The sequence below is a fragment of the Marinobacter sediminum genome, assembly GCF_023657445.1.
GTDB classification, from domain to species: Bacteria; Pseudomonadota; Gammaproteobacteria; order Pseudomonadales; family Oleiphilaceae; genus Marinobacter; species Marinobacter sediminum_A.
Genome location: NZ_JAGTWY010000001.1, coordinates 582,540 through 602,144, shown reverse-complemented (window position 1 = coordinate 602,144; position 19,605 = coordinate 582,540). Strand labels below are relative to the sequence as shown.

Genomic DNA, 19,605 nt, shown 5'->3' with positions numbered 1-19,605 from the left:
TCCTGATGCGGTTTCGCCTGTTGATTTGTATGCCGTAAAACGCCTGATTAACGGAACTGGCGCAGGAAGCGCAAGTCGTTCTCAAAGAACATGCGCAGGTCGTTTACTCCGTAGCGAAGCATGGCCAGGCGTTCAACGCCCAGACCAAAGGCAAAGCCACGGTACTCTTCGGCATCAATACCGCAATAATCAAACACTTTGGGATGCACCATTCCGCACCCCATTACTTCCAGCCATTTGATGCTGCCATCATCCTCACGGCCCCACTCGATATCCACCTCGGCAGAGGGTTCGGTAAAGGGAAAATAGGAAGGACGGAAGCGGACTTGCAGGTCCCGCTCGAAAAACACCCGCAGGAACTCCTCCACCGTACTCTTGAGATCGGCAAAGCTGACGTTCTTCTCAACCAACAGCCCTTCCACCTGGTGGAACATGGGTGTATGGGTCATGTCGGAATCGCAACGGTATACGCGTCCGGGACAAATCATCCGGAACGGCGGCTTACCCGCTTCCATTGTGCGAATCTGAACCGGTGAGGTATGGGTACGCAGCAACGTGCCCGGATTAAAATAGAAAGTATCGTGCATGGCACGAGCCGGGTGATGCCCGGGAATATTGAGCGCTTCGAAGTTATGATAATCGTCTTCGATTTCAGGGCCCTGTTCTACGGTGTAGCCGGCCCGGGAAAAGAACTGCTCAATGCGCTGAAGAGTCCGGGTGACAGGATGCAAGCCTCCCAGATCCTGGCCACGGCCCGGCAGGGTAACATCAATGGACTCACTGGCCAGCTTCTGTTCAATGGCAGCACGCTCGAGATCCGCGCGACGTGCATTAATCGCCTGCTCCACCTGCCCTTTGGCTTCGTTAATCTTCTGGCCGGCAGCGGGACGCTCCTCAGCAGAAAGCTTGCCCAGTGTCTTTGCCTGCTGGGTAATCACACCCTTCTTGCCAAGGTACTCGACACGAATTTGATCAAGTGCCTGTAAGCTGTCGGCGCTGTCTACCGCCACCAACCCGTCCTGAACCAGTTGCTCCAGGTTTTCCATTGACCCTGCTCCAAACCAGAAATGGGAGTACTAAAAACGAATTCTGAAAACAAAAATAGGGGAAGAGCGTGCCCTTCCCCTATCAGGAGGCGCCCTCATGTTGACATGCGGCGCCCGAATCGATCATCAATCGATGAAGAGCTTAAGCGATCACAGGGATGCTTTGGCTTTCTCGACAACAGCAGCAAACGCCTGCTGCTCGTTCATGGCCAGATCGGCCAGAACCTTGCGATCGATTTCAACATCAGCCTTTTTCAGGCCAGCGATCAGACGGCTGTAGGACAGACCGTTAGCACGAGCACCAGCATTGATACGGGCGATCCACAGAGCGCGGAACGCGCGCTTGCGGTTACGGCGGTCACGGTAAGCGTACTGACCGGCCTTGATAACCGCTTGCTTGGCTACACGGAATACACGGCTACGAGCACCGTAGTAACCTTTGGCCTGATTGAGAATCTTTTTGTGACGACGGCGTGCGACCACACCACGTTTTACACGAGCCATACTTTAATCCTTCTACCTTTAAACCTTTTCAGGAATGATTAGCGCGCTGTTTAGCCCGCGGTCATACGCTTGATGGAAGCCACATCAGACTTGGCAATCAGCTTGGTACCACGGAGCTGACGCTTACGCTTAGGGCTCTTCTTGGTCAAGATATGACTGGTGAAGGACTGCTTGTGCTTAAAGCCAGTGGCGGTTTTCTTGAACCGTTTAGTGGCTCCGCTTTTGGTTTTCATCTTAGGCATTTTTTAAAACTCCGCATTCTATTTTTAAGAACAACAAATGTGTCCCTGAACGACAAATCCCCCGCAACCGCGGGGGATCATCACCCGATCAGGTTCACTTCTTTTTTCGGGGCGCCACAATCATGGTCATCTGCCGGCCTTCCATTTTCGGCCGCATCTCCACCGTTGCCAGCTCCTCAATATCCGTTTCGATGCGGCCCATGAGCTTCATACCAATTTCCTGGTGTGCCATCTCACGTCCACGGAAGCGAATAGTGATTTTGCCGCGGTCCCCGTTTTCAAGGAAACGTACCAGGTTGCGTAGTTTGACCTGATAATCCCCTTCTTCAGTTCCTGGTCGGAACTTAAGCTCTTTGACCTGCGTCTGCTTCTGCTTTTTCTTGGCAGCCGCCTTGGCCTTCTTCTCGTCGAAGATTTTCTTGCCGTAGTCCATTATCTTACAGACGATCGGATCGGAATCCGTAACCTGGACCAGGTCAAGAGATGCCTCTTCAGCTTGCTTGATGGCATCCTCAATTGGTACTACACCGACCTGATTGCCTTCGGCATCGATAAGTCGGACTTCGGTTGCGTCAATATTCTCATTGATCGGCGCCTTTGGTGTACGCCCACCCCGATTCGCTCGCTGTTTAATAATTAGATCTCCGTCTTTGTTTTGCCCTTGCGTTCAACCTCTTTCTGTAAAAGGTGCTCAAACGCTTCGAGCGATAGTGTTCCCAAATCTTCACCTTTGCGGGTTCTCACCGCAACGGCGTTGTTATCGACTTCTTTATCGCCGACAACGACAAGATAGGGAACCTTGTTAAGAGTATGCTCGCGGATTTTAAAGCCGATCTTCTCGTTTCTCAAGTCAGCATTAACCCTATAACCCAAAGAATCCAACTTTTTCGCCAGATTCTGACAATATTCACGCTGATTGTCGGTGATATTAAGGATTGCAACCTGAGTCGGCGCCAGCCAGGTCGGAAATGCGCCCTCGTATTCTTCAATCAGAATACCAATGAAACGCTCGAAGGAGCCCAGCACCGCTCTGTGCAGCATAACCGGCGTTTTCCGCTCGGAATTATCAGCTACATATTGAGCCCCCAGGCGACCCGGCATGGAGAAATCCACCTGAATAGTGCCACATTGCCATACCCGACCGATACAGTCTTTCAGTGAAAACTCGATTTTTGGCCCGTAGAACGCGCCCTCACCCGGCAGCAATTCCCAGTCAACACCTTCACGATTGAGCGCTTCTTCCAGAGCCGCCTCGGCCTTATCCCACACTTCATCCGAACCCACACGTTTCTCAGGACGGGTAGACAGCTTGTAGAGAATTTCGGTAAACCCGAAATCTGTGTAAATCTCGTGCAGCATCTCGATAAAGGCCGACACTTCCTTCTGGATCGCGTCCTCTTCGCAGAAGATGTGCGCATCGTCCTGGGTAAAGCCACGGACACGCATCAGGCCATGGAGGGCACCAGAAGCCTCGTTACGGTGGCACGAACCGAACTCTGCAAGCCTCAGGGGAAGATCCTTGTAACTCTTGAGCCCCTGATTAAAAACCTGAACGTGGCAAGGACAGTTCATAGGTTTGATGGCGTAGTCGTGCTTCTCCGACTCCGTAGTGAACATGTCATCCTTGAACTTGTCCCAGTGGCCGGACTTTTCCCACAGGGTACGAGACACCACCTGGGGTGTCTTGATTTCCTTGTAGCCATGCTTCTGCTGCTTGCGGCGCATGTACTGTTCAATTTCCTGGTACAGCGACCAGCCATCCGGGTGCCAGAACACCATCCCCGGTGCTTCTTCCTGCATGTGAAAGAGGTTGAGCTTCTTGCCTACTTTGCGGTGATCACGCTTTTCGGCTTCTTCCAGGCGATGCAGATAGGCCTTCAGGTCCTTCTTGTTGCCCCATGCGGTGCCGTAAACGCGCTGCAGCTGCTCGTTACTGGTATCACCGCGCCAGAAAGCGCCGGAAACCTTGGTCAGTTTGAACGCTTTCAGCTTGCCAGTGCTCGGTACATGAGGACCGCGACAAAGGTCGATAAAGTCGCCCTGACGGTAGAAGGACAAATTCTCGTCACCCGGGATGTCCTCGATAATGCGGACTTTGTACTCTTCGCCCATTTCATCAAACAGCTTCACCGCCTCATCACGGGAAAGCACGGAACGGGAAACCGGAATGTCCTGTTTGGAAAGCTCTTCCATGCGCTTCTCGATCCGCGCCAGGTCCTCATTGGTAAACGGGCGATCGAATTTGAAGTCGTAATAGAAGCCGTTATCAATGACCGGCCCGATCGTAACCTGGGCCTCCGGGAACAGCTCCTTCACTGCCATCGCTAACAGATGAGCAGTAGAGTGGCGAATGATATCAACGCCGTCTTCATCGCGATCGGTGACGATCGCCAGCTCGGTATCATCTTCAATGCGGTAGCTGGTATCCACCAGCGTGCCATTTACTCGACCAGCCAGTGCGGCCTTGGCCAGACCTGCACCAATATCGGCGGCGACGTCATGAACGGTTACGGGTTCTGCAAAACTGCGATGGCTGCCATCCGGCAAGGTTACGACGGGCATGAAAAACTCCAGTTGGTTACTCAGCGGTGATCTATACCAGAGATCACTTGATGACGGCGTTCCGCGATACAAGCCACGAGCCGATTCGAGCGGGATTCTAACAGAAAAAAACCCGGCAGGTTAATGCCGGGTTTTCACGAACATCATATATTCCGTGGCTGATCAGGCCGGCTCTGCGGCCGCGTCCTCGCGAGCCTTGCGCCGAAGCTGTCCGAAAGCCATGAAGGCCAGCAGAATCAGCGCCGGAATGAACATCAGCTCCTTGGGCGGACGTTCCTTTTCCACCTGAACCTTGTCTATGGTCCAGCCAAAACTGATACCCGCCTGCTCCGCAATGCTTCCGAAATTCACGAAATCCACGACCATCTTGTCATCCTGGGCAGATACCTCCAGGCCAGCCTGCGCCAGTCGCTGCGACGGCGTTTCCGCTTCAGGCAAAGGTAACCTCAGGTACTTCGAGACCTCCTCCCCGTCAATGGACATACCGGAAGCCTGAACGATGATGGGCTCATCTGCGGGAACCTTATCCACATACTCAAGCACCTCCGAACCCGGGCGATCTTCGGTCGGCGGATAAACCTTGTCCCACCAATAGCCCGGGCGGAACAGGGTAAAGGTGATCAGCAACAACAGGACGGTTTCCCACCAACGGGTCTTGGTGAACCAGTAGCCTTGAGTTGCTGCGGAGAAGACCAGCATGGCCGTTATCGCACTGAATATCGTCACCAGCAGATCAAACCAGCCCGTCAGCCCGATCAGCAACAACTGGGTGTTGAAGATGAACATGAAAGGCAGGATGGCGGTACGGATGTCGTAGGTGAACCCCTGCACCCCCGTTCGTATGGGGTCGGCTCCGGATATGGCGGCCGCCGCATAGGCCGCAAGGCCCACCGGTGGCGTATCATCCGCAAGGATACCGAAGTAGAACACAAACAGGTGGACAGCTATCAGGGGAACCAGCAGGCCGTTAGCGGCACCCAGTGTCACGATAACAGGCGCCATCAACGTCGACACCACGATATAGTTTGCTGTCGTCGGCAGCCCCATGCCGAGGATCAGGCTGATGACAGCTGTGAAGATCAGCATAAGCAGCAAATTACCGCCGGAGATGAACTCCACGAACTGTGTCATCACCAGACCAACGCCGGTCAGTGTAACTGTGCCCACCACGATACCCGCTGTCGCTGTCGCGACACCGATACCCACCATGTTGCGCGCGCCGGTCACCAGTGAATGGGCGAGATCGACCACACCCTGCTTCAGTCCGGTGACATAGTTGCCCTGCTTGCGGAAGAAGGCTTTGACAGGCCCCTGTGTGATCACAATAAAAATCATGAACACGGTTGCCCAGAATGCAGACAGTTGCGGCGAGAAGCGCTCAACCGTAAGGCACCAGACCAGCACAACAACCGGTAACAGAAAATACAGGCCAGTCTTGACCGTGGGGCCGACCGGAGGCAACTCGTCCATGGCCGATTCAGAGTCGTCTTCCTCCAGTTCCGGGAAGCGGGTTGCGTAACCGACGAGCCCCACATAAATCAGCAATAACAGCGGACCAAGGACCCAGATTGCGGCTGAGCCAAGCCAGTCCTTCATCCAGCCGATACCGTAGTAAACAACCAGGGTCAGGATACTGAGCGCCAGAACAATCACGACCCAATTCAACATACGCTGGGCCAGAGTTGGCCGATTCAGCCGCTCGATACCCTTCATATTCAGCTTGCAGGCCTCCAGATGAACGATATAGATCAGCGCAATGTAGGAAATCATTGCAGGCAGAATGGCGTGCTTGATGACCTCGAGATAAGAGATGCCCACGTACTCCACCATGAGGAATGCCGCAGCCCCCATAATAGGCGGCGTAAGCTGACCGTTGGTAGATGCGGCCACCTCGACTGCCCCGGCCTTGGTAGCAGGGAAGCCAACACGCTTCATGAGCGGAATGGTAAAGGTGCCCGTGGTCACCACGTTAGCAATGGAGGAACCGGAAATCACACCACTCAGACCACTGGAGACAACGGCAGCTTTGGCCGGCCCGCCACGCATATGACCAAGCAGTGCATAGGCCACCTGGATGAAGTAGTTACCGGCGCCGGCGCGCTCGAGCAGGGCCCCGAACAGCACAAACAGGAATACAAAACTGGTGGAAACCCCGAGCGCAACGCCGAATACACCCTCGGTACCCAGCCACTGATGCGATGAAAGTTTACTGAGGCTCGCCCCCTTATGGGAAATCACATCCGGCATGTAGGGACCGGCCAGGGCATAGACAATAAACACAGTGGCAACAATGGTCAGCGGCAGACCCAGTGCGCGACGGGTTGCCTCAAGCAAGAGAACAAGGCCGCTCAGCGCAACAACCATGTCCTGGGTATTCGGAGCGCCGGGACGTGTCGCCAGCTGGTCATAGAAAACATAAAGATATGAAGCAGCAAACGCCGCTGCCAGAGCCAAAATCCAGTCATAGACCGGCACATGGTCGGCATGCTTCCCGCGAACCATCGGAAACGCGGCAAAAGCAAGAAAGGCCGCAAAGGCCAAATGGATCGATCGCGCCTCGGTGGAGTTGAACACGCCGATTTCGAAAATGTATGGAAGCGGAGAGGCTATCCAAAGTTGAAAAAGAGACCAGAGCAGAGGAACGATAAAAAGAATGACGGCGGCCTTCCCCGTCGCAGCTCTACCACCGGATTCGGTCTGAAGAAATTCTTCGACTTTCTGCTTATCGGTATCATTCCCGGATCTCGGGTCGCTATTGCTCATAGCTGAATCCTGTCAGAGGGAAGCGGGTGGGTCGGTTAAAGCCGCGGACAGAGGTTGCCCGCGGCCAGAGTATACCCGGTACCTGATCAGTCGATCAGACCGGCTTCTTTATAGTACTTGGCAGCTCCCGGGTGCAGAGGCGCACTGAGGGCATCATGTACCATTTCTTCTTTCTTCAGGTTTGCGAAGGCGGGGTGCAGACGTTTAAAGCTGTCAAAGTTCTCGAAAACAGCTTTCACGACTTCATAAACCACCTCTTCCGGAACGTCGGTGGACGACACGAACGTCGCAGCCACACCAAAGGTGGTGGTGTCCTCGTCGCTACCACGGTACATCCCACCTGGAATCGTGGCCTTACGATAGTATGGGTTGTCGGAGATCAAAGTTTCTGTGGAGGAGTTGTCCACGTTGACCAGCACACTGTCACAAGACGTCGTTGCCTCTTTGATGGAACCAGAAGGGTGACCCACGGTGTAGAAGAATGCATCGATATTACCGTCACACAGGGCCTGGGACTGCTCCGATGCCTTCAGCTCGGCTGCAAGGGAAAACTTGTCCATGGTCCAGCCCATTTCGTCCATCAGAACTTCTGCTGTGGCACGCTGGCCAGAGCCGGGGTTACCGACAGAAACACGCTTACCTTCAAGGTCTTCAAAGCTCGTGATGCCTGAGCCCTTGCTGGCAACAACGGTGAACGGCTCCGGGTGCAGTGAGAGTACTGCACGCAGGTCCTTGTTGGGGCCATCATCTTTAAACTGGCTAGTGCCATTGAAGGCATGGTATTGCCAATCGGACTGAGCTACCGCCAGATCCAGTTCGCCCTGGCGAATGGCGTTCAGGTTATAGACGGAACCACCGGTACTCTCAACAGAGCAACGAATACCGTGCTCTTTGCGATCCATATTGACCAGGCGACAGATTGCACCACCCGCCGGGTAGTAGACGCCTGTCACGCCGCCGGTACCGATCGTCACAAAACGCTGCTCCTGAGCAGAAACCGACGTGGAAGCAGCACCTAAGCTGACGGCCGCAGCAACGGCAAGGGAGGAAACCTTGAGTTTCAGTGTCATGTTAATTCTTCCTTTCTCTGAACGTTGTAATTTGAGCCCGTCAGATTTTGCAGACAAACTCTTGGTTCGTGTTAAAACATAGCCCACATATACGCATAAATAAAGCCTGACTTCGTTAGCTAACCATTTGACCCGACAACAAAAAAAGCCCGCATAGCGGGCTTTTTTTGAGCATCACGCGAAAGTCTATTTCGCGGAGCGGGCCTTGGCAACCATCTGGTCCGGGCGCAGCAGGAAGCGCGCCAGTGCAGGCAGCAGCCAGATGGACCCGATCATATTCCAAAGGAACATGAAGAACAGCAGGAAGCCCATGTCGGCCTGGAACTTGATAGGAGAGAAGATCCAGGTCACAACACCGAGACCCAGAGTTACACCGGTAAACATGACTGCTTTACCAGTTGAACGCAGGGTTTCGAAATAAGCCTCCTGAAGCGTCTTACCCTCGAGCAGGTATCTTTCAAGCTTACTGTAAATATAGATGCCATAGTCCACGCCGATCCCCACACCAAGGGCGATAACCGGCAGCGTGGCAACCTTGATACCAATACCTGACACCGCCATGATGGCTTCGCATAGGACAGACGTCAGGCCCAGTGGAACGATAATACAGAGCACTGCACGAAGAGAGCGGAAGGTGGCAAAGCACAACAAACTCACCACACCGTATACCATCAGCAGCATCTTGTCCTTGGCGCTGGAAATGACCTCGTTGGTAGCGGCTTCCACACCCGCATTACCGGCCGCCAGCAAGAAGGTGTGATCCTCATTACTGTTATTCCCAGCAAACTCTTCTACTCGCTCGACAACCGTCTGCAGCGTTTCGGCCTTGTGATCTTCAAGGAAAACCAGGACAGGCGTGAGACTGCAGTCCGTATTGATAAGACCGGAAGGAGCGTTACGGATCGACGCATTGATGATGGTCTGGTTACGGGAAATCTCGAACCACTTCCAGTTACCCTCATTCAGCGCCTTTGTCACAATCTTCGACACATCTGCAAGTGACGCGGAAGACTGGACCCCCGGGGTATTCTGCAACTCCCACTGGAGGCTATCCATGGCACGCAGCACATCGTACTGGGTGCACTGTTCTTCCGGAGTCTTGACCATAACCACGAGCACATCAGCACTGGTGGAATAATTGTCAATGATGAATGCGTTGTCCTTATTGTAGCGGGAGTCCGCACGCAGCTCGGGCGCACCTCGATCCAGGTCGCCGACCTTCAGATCCTGCTTGTAGTAGAGCCCCAGGCCCAGGCCTATCACCGCAATCAACAGTGAAATAGGCGCAACCCCCGGATGGGAGAAATAGGACATGGCCCGCCACTTGCGGTCCTGCTTCTCACCATGGTTCTGGACGTGACGAATACCACCTTTGGAAATCCCGACATACGACATGATCAGAACATGCAAAACGAGATTAGTGATAATCACGAAGGCGACGCCAATACCGGCTGCGACAGCCAGGTCACGGATAACATCGATCTCGATAAAGAACAGCGTCAGGAAGCCGAACGCATCTGAGATGAGAGCCAGCATGCCCGGAATATACAACGCACGGAATGCCAGACGAGCGGCAGTAACGGAATCGAAGCCCTTCGCCGCCTCTACCGCCATTGCGTTGACTATCTGAACCCCGTGACTTATGCCAATCGCAAAAACAAGGAACGGAACCAGAACTGAATACGGGTCCAGACCATAGCCCAGAATACGCAAGGCACCTAGTTGCCAGAACACAGCGATAATGGATGTGAATACCGGCACAAGAGTCCCGGTTATGGATCGCGAGTACCAGAAAAGAAGCAATGTCGTCAGAATAATGGTAATGCCCGCAAACCAGGCAATCGACCCGATGCCTTCAATCAGGTCACCAACTTTTTTGGCAAAGCCGACAATATGAATCTCAATATTGGGGTTCTGAGCTTCGTACTTCTGACGGATCTTCTCTTCCAGCTTGCGGGAGAGCTCGCCATAGTCGAGCGGCTGCCCCGTTTCAGGGTTAGTTTCGTACAGAGGCGCATAGACAATCGTGGACTTGAAGTTATCCGCAATCAGACGACCCACTTCGTTGGACCGAAGGGCATTCTGCCTTAACTGCTCCAGGCTCGACGCAGAGGACCCATCATAGTTGTCCGGGATTACAGTCCCCCCCTGGAAGCCCTGTTCGGTAACCTCGACCCAGCGTACATTCGACGTCCAGAGCGACTTCAGCCCGGATCGGTCCACCCCGTTAAGGTAGAAAACCTCATCAGTGATCTGTTTGAGGGTCTCCATGTACTCTTCAGCAAAGATGTCGCCCTCTTTAACCTCGACCGCTATACGGACAAAGTTGCCAAGGTTCTGAAGATCCTCTCGATGGTCCAGCATGTTGACGATATACGGATGCTCGAGCGGGATCATGCGCTCGAAACTGGCATCCGGCTGGATTTTTACGGCGTTGTAGCCGAGAAACAGGGTCAACAGAAAAAAAGCAATCAGGATGATCGCACGATTATTGAAAAGGAGCCGTTCCAGAAACGGCTCCGCCTTGGGTGTTGTCAGGTAATGTTCACCCTTGTCATGCTTCGGGTTGGACATTCAAAAGCCCCTCTATTATCTGTTCGATTGTTGCCACATCAGGGCGTTATTGGAGGTTCTTGCCTTGGGCGGCAGTCAATTCTGCACCGCCCTCGCCAACCAGCAGCAGGTTTGTGCCGGAAACAGGCACCACACTCATGACGCCCTGGCGGTCATTCCGAAGATACTCCCGGAAGGTATCACCGCTATCACCACTGGTGAGCACAGCACCACCGTTGCCAACCAGCACAATCCGGGAGTCCTCCGTCACACCATCATTCAGGGTCGCAGTTGATCCGGTGTTCACCATCTTCCAGGAGCTGCCAAGGTCGGTCGAGAACATCAGCGTTCCACGAAGGCCGAAGGCAAGAATTTCATTGACCCCTCCAGTGCCGGTAACGCCAAATAAGGAGCCCGGATAAGGGCTTTCCCGCCGTTCCCAACTCTCTCCTCCGTCAACCGACACGTGAATCTGGCCGGCTTCGCCTACAATCACCAGGGCGCCGCCACCGATTCGAGTCATGGCGTTCAGGTGAAAGTTCTGGGAATTATCCAGCTTTGGAGACCAGTCCTGCCAGGTTTCACCACCGTCTGCGGTGTGGAAAAGCATCCCGTAAGCCCCGAGCACAAAACCACGTTGATCGTCCGCGAACCAGACATCCAGAAATGGGTTCACCGGTCCAATATCAAGGTCTGACTGCATGTTTTCGAGCGCGAAATAGAGGTCATCAAGCGCCCATTCAAGGTCAGCCTTTTCCTCTTCCGGCGCCTCTTCAACACGGGTCTCCATTTTGGCAATGGCCTCTTCCTGGCTTTCGATGGCCAGTTCAGCAGCCCGAATACCCGTCAACTGCAGCTGCCACGTCGCGCCAGCATCGCCCGAATGAAGCACTACCCCGCTGTGACCTGTCGCCCAGCCTTCGCTCTCGCTACCGAAGTCCAGACCGGTCAGGGTTACAGAGACCGGAACATCTGCCTGAGTCCAGCTTTGCCCCTCGTCATCGGAGTAAATGATGTGTCCGCGCTCGCCCACCGCCACAATTCGATCGCCGGCACGAGCAACATCGTTCAGGAGATTTTCCGGGGCCAGCTGCGTGGCGCGCGCAGGTGTTTCGATAACGTCCTTGATCGCAAATGCAACAGGGGACGCACAGGCCATGGAAAGCCCCAGGCACGCTGCACCAAGGGTTTTGCACATCAAGCTTGTAGCCATTCGGATTGCCTATAGGTTGTTTTTACTGTGTGTCTCTGACCGGTCAGCCCGGCTCTAACTGTAAAGATACCGGCAACCTCTCGGATGCCGGTATGTCTATTGCCAACTCCATCGGGCGCGGGAACATCCCGTTGATCAACGCGCCTTAACGGACACTCCGGCGACGCAGGGAGGCCGGTGAAAAATACCGCTTATTCGGAACGTCGTTGGTGAACACCCGTGTATTCGGCTCTTCTGTATCCAGACCCTGAACGTGGTAGCGACGAGCCTGAAGATCATGGAACGCCTCCAGAACGGTCCAGACGCCCGGCAACTCGTAGTAGTTTTTCAGGACGCCCATGCTCACGCGCCAAAGATCACCGCGCCCGTCGTACTGATCGAGAAGCGCCGTATTCCAGCTATCCTCATCAACGTAGAAACGACGCTTGGCGTAGATATGACGCTCTCCCTCTTTCAGAGTTGCGGTCACCACGTGAACGCGATGCAGCTCCCAACGCATGAGGTCAGGGTTCAGGTGTGACATGCCGAGAATCTCGGAATATGACAGACCCTTCTGGCCTATTTCGTAGTTGTTGTACGGAATATATATTTCACGCTTGCCTTCATACGTCCAGTTATAACGATCCATGGCACCGTTAAAGATGTCCGTATCATCGGCCGTGCGCAGGTTATCCGCTGCTGCAATCGGAGAATCATAACCCAGGTTCGGTGCGCGGCGAACCCTGCGCTGACCAGCATTGTAACCCCACCCATTGCGCGGGTTAATAATCTGATTCAGGGTTTCATGGATTAGAACGGCGCCACCAGCTAGTCGGGGCGGTGACTGGGTGAACGACAGGTAGTAAAAGATAACGTTATCCAGAGTATCTACACTGCCTTCCGGATCATAGAAATTGAAAAAGGCTTCCTGCTGGGAAGTCACCAGGGAGTAGTCACCATTGGTCTGGACCGCAACCTCACTTGCCCGGCGGGTCAGAGACACCCCCCTCCAACGAGTCAGGTGGTTCCAGATGGTCTGCCATGCTTTCTGCTCGGCATTACCCGAAAGGATCGGGAAAGGGTAACCGCCAAAGGCGCCCTTGATCCCCGCACTCTCACCGACTATCGCGGCATTGGTAGCGTTGTCTTTGGTATTTTCAGACACCCAGTCTGGCACAGCGTGGGTTCTGCGGGTTCTGTAGACCGGGACTCTGAAGGTTGTGGGGTAGGTCTCCAGCATGGCCTTTACCCCGTCCGCAAGATGATCGCTGAACTGGTCCATGTTGGATGCGTTAATGGTAAACAGCACTTCGTCATCCGGAAACGGATTCGGGTGATGCTGACCACTGCCCTCATAATTCGCAGGCGGCTCGGTCAGCCCGCCATCCCATGCAGGAATAGTACCCGCATCGTTACCCGCCCTGGGCGAACCAAAAGGTGTCAAATCCTTACCGAGACGTGCAGCTTCACTGGCAGATACCGCTGCATACGCGGGTGCAGCAACGACAGAAAAGGCCAGAAGGCCGCCGAGAATCGCGTTTTTGTTATATCTCATTGTGTAACCTTAAATCCGTCTGGAAGCCTCTAGAGGGGCTTTTTATTGTCGTCTGATGGGAAACAGACGTTAAAACAGATTACCCGATCGGACAATATTGTCTATCGACCGAAAGTGCGATTTTGTATCCGGCTGTGGCGACGGGTTTGCACTCACAGCCGGATAGCCCACAGGCAGCGATTAACCTGCGAGGCTTTTGTGCACCACCTCATACACATCCCGAGAGAGGTCCCGCTTGTCCCGAATACGCTCAAGCGCGGCTTTCATCTGGTCACTGTAGGCCGGAGCAAACTTTCTCCAGCGAGTAAGTGGTGTCACCAGACGTGCCGCAATCTGGGGATTCCTGTCATCAAGCAAACAGACCTGCTCGGCGAGAAAGTCATAACCCGAGCCATCCGGATTATGGAAGGCGGCCAGGTTCTGGCCGGCAAAAGCTCCGACAACAGAGCGAACCTTATTCGGGTTCTTCCAGTCGAACGCTTCATGCTCAAGCAGCGCATGAATCTGCGGCAATTGACCTGCACGGTCACTGGCAGCCTGAACCGAGAACCATTGTTCCACCACTTGAGGGTCATCCCGGAACCTGCTGTAGAAATCAGCCAGCACATGGCCCCGATCTGCCTCGTAATCCGAGTTCACCAGAGCCCTCAGAGCGCCAGCGCGGTCAGTCATGTTATCTGAATCACGGAACTGACGAAGCGCCAGTTCCCGACCTTCTTCGTCGTTGATCTGCAACAGCCACGCCAGTGCCGTGTTGCGCAAGCTCCTGCGCGCAATCTGCTCCGGAGTCACCTCGTAAGCGCCGTCCTCGATATTCCGGCGGTAGCAGGCAACCAGCTCATTACGCAGGGAAATGGCTAGGTGCTTCAGCACACGTTCACGGGCCTGGTGAATGGCCGGAACATCGGCATTCTCCGACAGCTCAATCAGGTAGGCCTCAGAAGGCAGCTGCAGCATTTTGGCCACCAGCGCCTGATCCAGGGACGAATCTGAGATGAGGTGCCGATAAGCCGTCACCAGCCGTGAATCGACTGGCGCATCTTTCGAGGCCCCAACCAATGACTGAATCACGTCCACGGCCAGGCGCTGGCCTGCATCCCAGCGATTGAACCCATCAGGATCATGGCTCATCAGGAACAGCATCTGTTCCCGGGTCCAGGGGTAACGGACCCGAACCGGCGCTGAAAAGTCCCTCAGCAAGGATGGCACAGGGCGCTCATTGATACCGTGAAATTCGAAGGTATGACTGCTATCAGTCAGCTCAAGAACCCGGTCGGTGGGCGCATTCTGAGACTCTGGCTCCAGTCGCAGAGGCAGAGACTCTCCCCGAGCGCCCAAAAGCCCGACGGCAAAAGGAATATGCTGCGGCTTCTTGGCCGTCTGCCCCGGAGTGTCGGGAATGCTCTGCTCAACCGTCAGCCGATATACGTCCTGTGCGGAGTCATACTCGTCGGAAACGTTCAGTACCGGCGTGCCGGCCTGCTCGTACCAAAGACGGAACTGAGACAGATCGCGGCCGGAAGCGTCTTCCATTGCCTTCACAAAATCGTCGGTGGTGACCGCCTGACCGTCATGGCGCTCGAAATACAGATCACTGCCCTTTCGGAACATGTCCGGCCCCAGCAGGGTGCGAATCATGCGAACCACTTCAGCACCCTTTTCATAAATAGTCAGGGTGTAGAAGTTGGAAATTTCCATATAGGAAGCCGGCCGGATTGGATGCGCCATCGGACCACCATCCTCGGCAAACTGGGCCGTGCGCAGCAGAGTGACATCTTCAATACGCCTGACTGTCGGGGAGCCCATGTCTGAAGAAAACTGGGAGTCCCGCAACACGGTGAAGCCTTCCTTGAGGCTAAGCTGGAACCAGTCACGACAGGTCACCCGGTTCCCGGACCAGTTATGGAAATACTCGTGCGCCACAATGGCCTCAATGCGCTGGAACGCCATGTCAGTGGCAGAGTCCTGGCTCGCCAGCACGCAGGACGAGTTAAAGATGTTCAGCCCCTTGTTTTCCATAGCGCCCATATTGAAGTCATCGACCGCAACAATCATGAAGATATCGAGATCATACTCACGCCCGTAGACCTCCTCATCCCAACGCATGGAGCGCTTGAGTGAATCCAGCGCGTGATCGCATTTTTCAGCGTTACGGGGCTCAACGTACATTCTCAGATCGATATCGCGACCGGAGCAGGTCCTGAATGTGTCTCGCTTCTCCACAAGGTCACCCGCGACCAAAGCGAACAGATAGCACGGCTTGGGAAACGGATCTTCCCAGGTCACATAATGACGGCCGTCGCCCAGGTCACCCCGCTCGATATCATTACCGTTGGACAGCAGCACGGGATAGGCGCCTTTATCCGCCTCGATACGGGTCCGGAAGCGGGACATTACATCCGGGCGATCGGGAAAATAGGTAATACAGCGGAAACCTTCCGCTTCACACTGTGTGCAGAACATGCCGGACGACTTGTAGAGGCCTTCCAGCCGGGTATTGTTCTGGGGTTCAATCCAGGTTACTACCTGCAGTTCAAATTGTTCGGGTACAGAGGCAACAATCAGTTTGTCACCGCGGTCTTCGAAATCGCCCTCACCCAGGGGTGTTCCATTCAGGGCTACGGACTCAAGGACGAGGCTGTCACCGTCAAGTTCAAGTGGTACTGCACCGGCATCAGATTCCGGATTGCGGCGCACTGCCAGAGTGCTGTGAACCCGGGTCCCTTCCTCAAACAGTTCAAACCGAAGGTCGACAGTATCAACCAGGTATGCAGGTACACGGTATTCGCTCAGGTAGATGGTCTGTGGCTGGTTGGTACGCATTGCTTATCTCCAGGTATTTCTGGCTTCGCATGCCGGCAGTCGGGCATGCGGGCGTTGTCAGGTCGGCCGGGTGTAGAGCGAATCAGTCGCCCGCTACCCGAAACCGTACTTCATATCCGGTAAACTTTCGGATGTTAATAACGCCGGTGTCGAGAATCAGGTACTGGCCCTTGATGCCCTCAAGCACACCCTCGACTTCCGGGTTTTTGTCCAGATTATGGGTTTTGATTTTTTCCGGCCAGACCTGGACCGGATAACTGAGGCCCACCCCCTCTTCGCCGACTTCGCGAATGGAATCCTGCCCATGGGTTTCCCGCAAGGCCGTCAGATCATCGGCAATCAATTCCAGCATTCGTGCCCGCTCTTTCACCAGGTCCAGCTCCGGTACATCCCCCTTCAGCATGGCGCGCCAATTGGTCCGGTCTGCCACATGGCTTTTGCAGGCAACTTCCACGAGTCCTGACAGGTAGCGGGTTGCGACCCTAAGCATCGGGATGGCATCAACCGCTCCCTGGTCAATCCAGCGAGTCGGAATCTGTGTTCCACGGGTAATGCCTACCTTCAAACCGGAAGAGTTGGCCAGATAAACTACATGCTCCACCATGCAATGGGTCTCACCCCACTCGGGTTCCCGACACGTCCCGAGATGATAGTGACATTTCTCGGGGCTCATGATGCAGCTATCACATGCCGCCAGCTTTCGGAAACACGGGTAGCAATAGCCCTGGTTGAAGCTTTTTTTGGTGGTACGGTCACAGTGAATACAGCGAATAACGCCATCGAAGTTGATACGCACCTGCTTGCCAAGCACGTCGTTCAACGGAATGCGGCTGTCGCCGATCGCAATGGTATATTCCACCGGACGTCCGGCTTCAGCAGGCATCTTCCGGAGCCGACCCGTTACATCTATCGGATCGCTCAAGATTTGACCTCTACAAACTGGTCTGGATCAGCGCCGTTAGTGCTGCTGGCGCCTGCACGTTGTACCGAAGGATCACAGGCGGTGCCAGCCTTGCTGCCGCGGTCGATATACCCCGTACGCTCTTCTTCGGGGATATTGTGCAGATTTTCGTAATAGATCACCGCCTGAAGGCTGATCTCGCGCTGCTCTGGCGTGAGTTTTCGGCCATCCGGCCATTTGCCCAGCTCAATAGACTGACGCAGACTTCGATACACAGTCGGGTCCAGCCGCTCAATCAATTCATCGTAAGTCATTCCGCTCTCCCGCAAAGCGATTTAAAAATTCAGGTAATCGTTTGACAGATTCAAACAATAATGATTATCATTAGCGCACCAAATGACGAAGGTCGTTGCATTTGGTCTCTCTCATCAGGAGCTATGAGCTCTTTTCACGCCCCGCCTCCGGCGGGGCCTTTTTTACCGCATCACTTTTTTCTTACGGGCAATATCGCTGCGAGGCCCAACCCCGCAACAAATCCGCCGAGGTGAGCCTCATTCGCCATTCGCCCCAGCCCGATCAACTCAGGCAAGGCGGTGAACCCGACCACCATCCATATCACCGCGAACGTCACGAGCGCCGGCGGAAACTGGAATCTCGGCCTCCTGCGCTGACTCAGCCAGCAATAGCCAAGAACCCCGTAGACTACGCCAGACAGGCCACCAAACAAGGGGCCAGACACCATGTACTGGAGTCCGTTCGACAGAATACTGGTGACCAGGAAAAGGGTAACCAGGCGTCCACGCCCGTCAAACCACTCAACCTGACTACCAAGGAACCACAACATCACCGAGTTAAAGATGATGTGTGACCAGCTGAAATGCAGGAAGTCCGGAGTAAACAGGCGCCAGATCTGGCCACTGGCCATCGTACTGGCAAGGCCGTCTACCCGGCCTGCCATTGTCGTCCAGTCGTAACTCCGCGGATCAATCACCATCAATGCGGCAGCGACTTCGTTCCTGCCCATAGAGGTCACCCAGACCATCACCACCGCAAATATGATAATACCCAGCACCAGTGGCGCATGTCGCGGCGATGGCTGCCACCGCCCCCGAACAAATACTGCTGACTGATTCTGGTGCTCCACAGCCTCTCTCAGCTCAGGCTCGGCAAGAAATCGGTCGAGGGCCGCCAGAACCGGTTCGGCATGTTCCGGATCTTCCAGCCAAAGAACCTGGTGCCCTCCTTCTTCCGTTATTCGGTGCGGCACACCCTGACCTCTCAGCCAACGGCTGAATCCCGCAAGATCCACCGTAGTATCGAATTGCTTCACGCGGTACACAAACAACCTCGCCTATCAGGATGTTCAGTTTCAGCCAACTTAACGAGCAACACTGTCTTCCATGCCGAGATAACCCGCCTGCTCCGGACGATCCACTTCTACCCAGACAAACTTGTCCGGAGAAAGCACCTTTTCACCGTCCATTCGATACGCCACCAAACGTCCGTATTTCACGGCGCTGTAATCGATACAGGCAACATTCGGTTTGAGCGGGGCCGGTTCACGCTCCATCCAGTAATGACCAACAAACACCGGCGGCGCATCCAGTGGATAACTGATCAGCTGCTCCCGCTCTGCGTCCGTCAATACCTTGGAGGCAACCTCTGGTGGCAGCGGGTCTGGCTGAAAGACTACGTCTGCACAGGTGTGTGGATCATCGGCCCAGAACTTGGTTCGGAAGAACTCCCTGACATATCCGTCCCGACCGGTGATCGACATTCCTTCCGGCAGCCGTAAATCTGTCCCCCGCAACAGGGTATCCATAACCTGCCCTGCAAACGACTCGATAGCCGCAGATGCGTGCAGAAAATCGTCATCGATACAGGCACCACCCTGTACCTGCTTGAATTTCTCGATCAGATCGCCGTCCCAGCAGGCATGCACAACCCGAAATCCGTCATCCTCAATAAACAACGGAATGGTGTAAAACCACTCCAGAAACTCATTCCACTCGTGAGGATAGGCATCGAACTGGTCAAGGGTTTCCCGAATCAGTCGATCGTGCCTTGCGTTGTGCTCACGCAACCATGTCTTACCGCTGCCCGGACGCGCACGAGTACAGTAGCCGAGCGCATTGTATTCATGGTTGCCCATAACAATGCGGGCAGCGCCGTGTTCGACCATATCCCGGACAAGGTGCAGGGATTCGCGAATCCGTGGACCCCGGTCAATGATGTCACCAATGAAAATAGCCTGGCGGCGAGGGTGCTGATAGACGCCATTCACCTTGCGATAGCCCATCTGATCCAACAGTCGGGACAGGGTATGGGCGCAGCCATGAATATCGCCGATGATGTCATACCCGCGGCTAGCGGATTTTCTGTTACCTGCCATGA

The 19,605-nt window shown here is 54.6% G+C and carries 15 protein-coding genes; all 15 read right to left on the bottom strand.

Annotated features, from left to right (window positions below; translation table 11 throughout):
* Positions 1-47: 47 nt before the first annotated feature.
* The gene (pheS, locus tag KFJ24_RS02950; RefSeq protein WP_250829601.1) at positions 48-1,046 is read right to left on the bottom strand and encodes a phenylalanine--tRNA ligase subunit alpha; all 999 of its coding nucleotides are present in this window, start codon (positions 1,044-1,046) and stop codon (positions 48-50) included.
* A gap of 150 nt (positions 1,047-1,196) precedes the next feature.
* Positions 1,197-1,550, bottom strand: coding sequence for a 50S ribosomal protein L20 (gene rplT, locus KFJ24_RS02945; RefSeq protein ID WP_250829600.1), 354 nt, complete (start codon positions 1,548-1,550; stop codon positions 1,197-1,199).
* Positions 1,551-1,600: 50 nt separating this feature from the next.
* On the bottom strand, positions 1,601-1,792 hold the full coding sequence (gene rpmI / locus KFJ24_RS02940) for a 50S ribosomal protein L35 (RefSeq protein WP_088828864.1): 192 nt from the start codon (positions 1,790-1,792) through the stop codon (positions 1,601-1,603).
* A 94-nt stretch (positions 1,793-1,886) separates the two neighbouring features.
* Positions 1,887-2,426 carry a translation initiation factor IF-3 gene (gene infC, locus KFJ24_RS02935; RefSeq protein ID WP_094191242.1) on the bottom strand — a complete coding sequence of 180 codons (540 nt, stop codon included), beginning with the start codon at positions 2,424-2,426 and terminating at the stop codon, positions 1,887-1,889.
* A 2-nt stretch (positions 2,427-2,428) separates the two neighbouring features.
* Positions 2,429-4,354, bottom strand: a complete 1,926-nt coding sequence (gene thrS / locus KFJ24_RS02925; RefSeq protein ID WP_250829598.1) for a threonine--tRNA ligase — start codon at positions 4,352-4,354, stop codon at positions 2,429-2,431.
* A gap of 162 nt (positions 4,355-4,516) precedes the next feature.
* A complete protein-coding gene (locus tag KFJ24_RS02920; RefSeq protein ID WP_250829597.1) occupies positions 4,517-7,117 on the bottom strand; it encodes a TRAP transporter permease in 2,601 nt (866 codons plus the stop codon).
* Positions 7,118-7,203: 86 nt separating this feature from the next.
* A complete protein-coding gene (locus KFJ24_RS02915) occupies positions 7,204-8,187 on the bottom strand; it encodes a TAXI family TRAP transporter solute-binding subunit (RefSeq protein ID WP_250829596.1) in 984 nt (327 codons plus the stop codon).
* Between the two features lie 186 nt (positions 8,188-8,373).
* Positions 8,374-10,761, bottom strand: coding sequence for an efflux RND transporter permease subunit (locus KFJ24_RS02910; RefSeq protein ID WP_250829595.1), 2,388 nt, complete (start codon positions 10,759-10,761; stop codon positions 8,374-8,376).
* A 46-nt stretch (positions 10,762-10,807) separates the two neighbouring features.
* On the bottom strand, positions 10,808-11,953 hold the full coding sequence (locus tag KFJ24_RS02905) for a WD40/YVTN/BNR-like repeat-containing protein (RefSeq protein WP_250829594.1): 1,146 nt from the start codon (positions 11,951-11,953) through the stop codon (positions 10,808-10,810).
* Positions 11,954-12,098: 145 nt separating this feature from the next.
* Positions 12,099-13,487 (bottom strand): DUF1329 domain-containing protein, encoded by a 1,389-nt coding sequence (locus KFJ24_RS02900; RefSeq protein WP_250829593.1) that lies wholly within the window; start codon positions 13,485-13,487, stop codon positions 12,099-12,101.
* Positions 13,488-13,667: 180 nt separating this feature from the next.
* Positions 13,668-16,310 (bottom strand): aminopeptidase N, encoded by a 2,643-nt coding sequence (pepN, locus tag KFJ24_RS02895; protein WP_250829592.1) that lies wholly within the window; start codon positions 16,308-16,310, stop codon positions 13,668-13,670.
* An 82-nt stretch (positions 16,311-16,392) separates the two neighbouring features.
* Complete coding sequence (locus tag KFJ24_RS02890; RefSeq protein ID WP_250829591.1) at positions 16,393-17,232, bottom strand: DUF2797 domain-containing protein; 840 nt, start codon at positions 17,230-17,232, stop codon at positions 16,393-16,395.
* Entirely contained in the window at positions 17,229-17,525 is a 297-nt protein-coding gene (locus KFJ24_RS02885; RefSeq protein ID WP_250829590.1) for a YeaC family protein, read from the bottom strand. Before KFJ24_RS02885 ends, KFJ24_RS02890 begins: the two co-directional genes overlap by 4 nt.
* Before the next feature lie 170 nt (positions 17,526-17,695).
* On the bottom strand, positions 17,696-18,550 hold the full coding sequence (locus KFJ24_RS02880; protein ID WP_250829589.1) for a rhomboid family intramembrane serine protease: 855 nt from the start codon (positions 18,548-18,550) through the stop codon (positions 17,696-17,698).
* A gap of 39 nt (positions 18,551-18,589) precedes the next feature.
* Positions 18,590-19,603: a metallophosphoesterase gene (locus KFJ24_RS02875; protein WP_250829588.1), complete on the bottom strand. Its 1,014-nt coding sequence runs from the start codon at positions 19,601-19,603 to the stop codon at positions 18,590-18,592.
* Positions 19,604-19,605 lie beyond the last annotated feature (2 nt).